The organism is Paenibacillus whitsoniae, assembly GCF_003955665.1.
Classification (GTDB): Bacteria; Bacillota; Bacilli; order Paenibacillales; family NBRC-103111; genus Paenibacillus_E; species Paenibacillus_E whitsoniae.
Genome location: NZ_RXHU01000158.1, coordinates 1 through 4,795 on the forward strand (window position 1 = coordinate 1; position 4,795 = coordinate 4,795).

Consider the following 4,795-nt stretch of genomic DNA (forward strand, 5'->3'; position numbering starts at 1 on the left):
TCCAATGCAAACTGGCGGATCGCCTCCGCCGCCAGTCCTTGCTTCACGGCCCATTGATGCATGGGCATGGTCGTGCTCACGGCGGCGCTGACCTCGCCGCCACGCCCCCGAACGGGCGCCGCTACGCAGCAGAAGCCCTGCACGATCTCCTCGCGGTCGATCGCGAGGCCGGTGCGCCGCACCTCATGCAGCTGCGCGAGCAGCTCGTCGCAGCTGCGCACGGTATGCGGCGTGAACGCCTCGAACGCGCCTCCGGCGTACAGCGCCTGCACGCGGTCGTCCGGCAGCTGCGCGAGCAGCATTTTGCCCATCGCCGTAGCATACGCCGGCAGGCGCATGCCGGGCTCCGAGATCAGGCGGACGTGGAGACTGGCTTCCTTTTTCGCCAAATAGACGATGTCCCCCTCCTCCAGCTTTGCCAACTGCAGCGTTTCCCCGATCCGCGCCACGTAAGGCTCAGCCTTCTCGGTGAACACCTTCACAAGGCTCATGCCCGTAAAATATGCATTGCCCAGCAAGCCAAACATGGCGCCGAGCGCGTACGTGTCTCCTTTTTCTTTGACGACCCAATTCAGTGCTTCCATCGTGTGCAGGAGAGAAAACATTGTGCTTTTATTGATGTGCGTCGCCGTGCTCAAATCCGTCAACTTGAGCTTCGAGGGCTGCTCCGCAAGCAGCTTCAGCACTTCCTGCGCGCGTTCGAGCGCCGGTACCCAATATTTTTTATCCATGACTGCGTTCACCACTTCTATCCCAACTTGTCTTACCGTGATGATAACACAATCCTTCTTCGCATGAAAAGCGGCTGACAGCATCGTTGGAAAGGTGGCCAATTCGCAGTTGCCTCGCGTATGTCTTCCAGGTTGCGAATTTTACATTGATAATCATTTTCAATTACGAGGCATTCGCATGGGAAAATCTCTTACAAAACGACATCGCATTTCGACCGACTTTTTCTAGCAAATCCGTTACGCTATGAAAAAAGATTCATAGGAGGGCTGCGCATGATCCAAAATATTGAAATCGTCATGATTGCCGTTTTTGTGTTAGGAATTATGCTGTCGATGTGTCTCGACATCTTCAAACGCAACAAAAGCGTCGTACAATCCGCCTATCTGCGCGCCATGCAGCAGCCGGCTGTCCAGCGGGATCAGCGCGCTGCGCAGCCTAAAAAGGAGCAGCCCGTTACGGCTCCCCCTGTTCCATCCGCCCCGGCAGCGGTCTATCCGATGTATGTCGATTGCAGCCAACCTTCTGCGCTAGCCGGCAACCCCGGCGTATCTTCGCAAGCCTAGCGACCAAATCCATAAAGCAACCCCCAGTACTGCGAGCGTTACAAGCGGCACGCCCCACAGCGCCCATTCGTAACGCTCATGGTGCAGCAAATAGGCGGCAGGGTAAAAGCTCCCGATCGCATAGGGAAACACATAAGTCAGCAGCCCGCGCAGTACCGGATGAAAAATTTGCAGCGGATACCGCGCAAAATCGTACAGCCACGTTACGGGAAAAATCAGCGATCGGACTTCATGCACCCAGAACGTCAGCACACTGATCGTAAGCAAAATGGCAAATTGAATCAGCGCGCTGCACAGCAGAGCCAATATGGCAAACCCGACTTGCCCATACGACCACGTCATGTCCAGCTTCAGCGCCGAGTACACCATAATGACGAGCCCCGTGCACAGCTGCCCTACCCCATTCAGCTCCTGTCCATACCCGATGGACTGGAACAGCACCCCGACCGGCCGCACCATCATCATATCCAGCTTGCCGTAGCGAATATAGCCTGTGATGAGAAAAGGCGCATTCAAAAACGTCTGATTCAGCGCTCTACCCGCGGCCGCCAAGCCGAACAAAAAGACGAGCTCATAGAAATCCCACCCCGCCAGCGCCGGAATCCTGGAGAAAATGACGGTTAAAAAGGCCAAGGTACTTCCCTGCGCAATGATGCCTGCCACAATGGCGATTAAAGTATCTGCGCGGTACTCCACGAGCGTTTTCAAATATATTTTTAAAAATTGCCCGTACATGCCGAGTAAAAAGCCTGCCTGCTGCACGGCGTTTCGCTTTGGCGCCTTCATCCGTTCACCCCCCGTTAATCGCCAGCCGTCTGGCCGCCTTCATCCACAGCAGCCGGCTGATGCCAATCATCACCAGTGCCCATACGAGCTGCTCGACAAGCGCCATGCCCATCGCGGAGCCAGACAGCCGACCGGTATAAATCGACAGCGGGATGTAGGCCAGCGCTTGAAACGGCAGCACTTGCAAGATCATCTGCATCGCATGCGGAAAATAATCGAAGGGAATGAGCGTCCCAGCAAAAATATCCACGATGGCCCGCTTCGCGATCTGCACCCCGAACGTATTCGTCGTAACGAACGAGATCATCATGATGATCGAATTCATGCTGAACGCGACGAGAAACCCTATGGCAAGCGAAACAACGAACCCCAGCCCTGCAGCAACGCTCGGCGGCGGCTGGATGCCCAGCACGAAAATAAGCAGCAGCAGTGCCGGCACATTCACCCACAGCATTTCTACTACAAAGAAGCTCGCCGCTTCAACGAACCGCTGTACCTGAAAATCAACCGGACGTATCAAATCCAGCGCAATATCACCCGTACGCACGCGCATCGCCATCTCATAGGTCGGCGCCCTCTCCGCAGGAGACCATCTGGCGAAGTTAATCGTCTGACCCACCATGACGTAGGTGATCAGCTGCTCCCACGGCAGCACTTGCTCGACGGAAAAGGCGTAGATCGCTTTCCAAAGCATAAAATATAGGACACAGAACAACAGCGTCGAGATGAGCGTCATCATAAAATCAAATCGGAACTGCATTCGCTGACGCACTGCGATGCGGGACATCCCGCCGATCCGTCTCCACGCATCCCTCATCGGACGGCACCTTCCAGCTGCGCTTCCGGGCGGCTCGGCGGCTCGCCATGCGTAAGCCCTTCCCGATAAATTCGCGAGATGAGCGCATCGATGTTCTCATCCTGCATCGTGAGATCGCGCGGTTTCGTGTGCGTGATCAGCGTTTGAAGCAGATCGGACGTATCCGCCGCATGCTGATCATAGGAAAGCGTCAGCATACGCTCCTCAACGCGCGCCTTAACCTGTTGATCTGAGAAAAGGAGCGCTGCAGCTTCAGCCAGCCAGGGCTCCTCGTACGTCACGCGAATTTGCCGTTCCGTCGCGTAATGCTCTCGGATGCGCTGCAAGGAGCCGTCGTAAATTAGCTGTCCTTTGTCAATAATCATCGTGCGTTGACAAAGCCGCTCAATATCCTGCATATCATGCGTCGTCAGCAGCAGCGTAATGCCTTTTTCGCGGTTGATTTGCTCGATGAAGGCGCGAATGCGTTCTTTGGCGACGACATCGAGCCCAATCGTCGGTTCATCCAGGAACAGAATATCCGGCTCATGCAAAAGCGAGGCCAGAATCTCACAGCGCATGCGCTGCCCCAGTGAGAGCGTTCTCACCGTTCGTTTCAGTAAATGCTCTACTTCCAGCACTTCGGCAAACGCTTTTAAATTTGCCCGGTACCGATCCCAAGGAATGCTGTACATATAGCGAAACAGCTCGTAGGAATCGTTCACAGGTAAATCAAAAAGCAGCTGGCTCCGTTGTCCAAATACGACACCGATTTGATAAGCGCTCAGCTTCCTGTTCAAATGCGGGACTCGGCCGGCAACCTCAATGCGGCCTTCGCTCGGCTCCAGGATGCCGGTCAGCATTTTAATCGTCGTCGACTTACCGGCACCGTTCGGGCCCAGATAAGCAACGCTCTCGCCTTGCTCAATAGAAAAGGAAATGTCCTCCACGGCCACCATTTCCCGCCGCTCCGGCCGAATCAAGCTGCGAAGCGTGCCCAATCGCCCCTCTTTGCGAACGGAGGTAACAAACGTTTTGCGTAAATGCTGGACATCGATAATCGGCATAAGGCACCTCCTCTCAGAATACGCATTTGAAAGTTAATTATAGCAAGAACGCAAAATGATGTATTGCTTTTTTTACGGTGCGACCCTCCGAAAATTTTCCAATTCACGAATGTTATATATAGTTGCCTCATCTTATGTTTTACGCCATTCATAATTTGGTAAGGAGAGAAAAACATGAAGAAGCCATCGCGTATGAGAAAACTGCTCGTCGGCACGATCGCCTTCACGATGATGATGGGGGCTGGCACAACGGCTTTTGCCAGCGGGGGCGGCCGGGACCATGATGATCACGACAACCGCAGCAAAACGCGCAATTATCCTTTAAAGCTTCATTTCAAAGACACACAAGGCAAAGAGTACGAATGGGCGCTCCGATATATTATCGATCTGGCGAGCCGCCGCGTCTTCGAAGGGTACGATGACGGCACCTTTAAGCCGCAGGCGACCGTGACGCGCATGGAGGCGATTGCCGCCGCTGTGCGGGTGATGGGTCTTCGCGACGAGGCGGAATCCGCTAAAGCGATGGCGACGAAGCTGAACTTCCTGGACGCCGCGAAGGTTCCGGCTTGGGCTGTCGGTTATGTGGCCGTCGCGCTGGAAAATGATCTGTTTGGCGAGACGGAGTCGTATGTCAATCCGAACCAGCCGGCCGACCGCCTGTGGGCGACGACGCTGCTGGTTAAAGCGCTCAAGCTGCAAAATCAGGCGGAAGCGCAAATGAACGCCAAGCTGCCGTTTGCGGACAGCGGTTCAATTCCTGCCGGCTCCGTCGGCTATGTCAAGGTCGCAGTCGATCAAGGCCTCATCGACGGCTTCGAAGACAACACGTTCCGACCGAAGCAGCTCGTCAC

The 4,795-nt window shown here is 55.0% G+C and carries 6 protein-coding genes; 2 read left to right on the forward strand and 4 right to left on the reverse strand.

Translation table 11 applies throughout. The features are described from left to right. Positions 1 to 833 (reverse strand): IclR family transcriptional regulator (locus EJQ19_RS31435; protein WP_241243173.1); only part of this gene is annotated, 833 nt, incomplete at its 3' end. Between the two features lie 171 nt (positions 834 to 1,004). Here EJQ19_RS31435 and EJQ19_RS31440 point away from each other — a divergent pair. Continuing rightward, complete coding sequence (locus EJQ19_RS31440; protein WP_126145147.1) at positions 1,005 to 1,295, forward strand: hypothetical protein; 291 nt, start codon at positions 1,005 to 1,007, stop codon at positions 1,293 to 1,295. Here the strand turns inward: EJQ19_RS31440 and EJQ19_RS31445 are convergent. From EJQ19_RS31445 to EJQ19_RS31455, 3 genes are read right to left on the reverse strand one after another with little or no spacing between them, the layout of a single operon-like run. Then, positions 1,260 to 2,081, reverse strand: coding sequence for an ABC transporter permease (locus tag EJQ19_RS31445; RefSeq protein ID WP_126145148.1), 822 nt, complete (start codon positions 2,079 to 2,081; stop codon positions 1,260 to 1,262). The two genes, EJQ19_RS31440 and EJQ19_RS31445, sit on opposite strands and share 36 nt — an antisense overlap. 4 nt (positions 2,082 to 2,085) lie before the next feature. Further along, positions 2,086 to 2,898, reverse strand: coding sequence for an ABC transporter permease (locus EJQ19_RS31450; RefSeq protein ID WP_126145149.1), 813 nt, complete (start codon positions 2,896 to 2,898; stop codon positions 2,086 to 2,088). Next, positions 2,895 to 3,944, reverse strand: coding sequence for an ABC transporter ATP-binding protein (locus EJQ19_RS31455; protein WP_126145150.1), 1,050 nt, complete (start codon positions 3,942 to 3,944; stop codon positions 2,895 to 2,897). The genes EJQ19_RS31450 and EJQ19_RS31455 overlap by 4 nt, the downstream gene beginning before the upstream one ends. A 174-nt stretch (positions 3,945 to 4,118) precedes the next feature. Between EJQ19_RS31455 and EJQ19_RS31460 the strand changes: the two genes are divergently transcribed. Continuing rightward, positions 4,119 to 4,795 (forward strand): S-layer homology domain-containing protein (locus tag EJQ19_RS31460; RefSeq protein ID WP_164716871.1); only part of this gene is annotated, 677 nt, incomplete at its 3' end.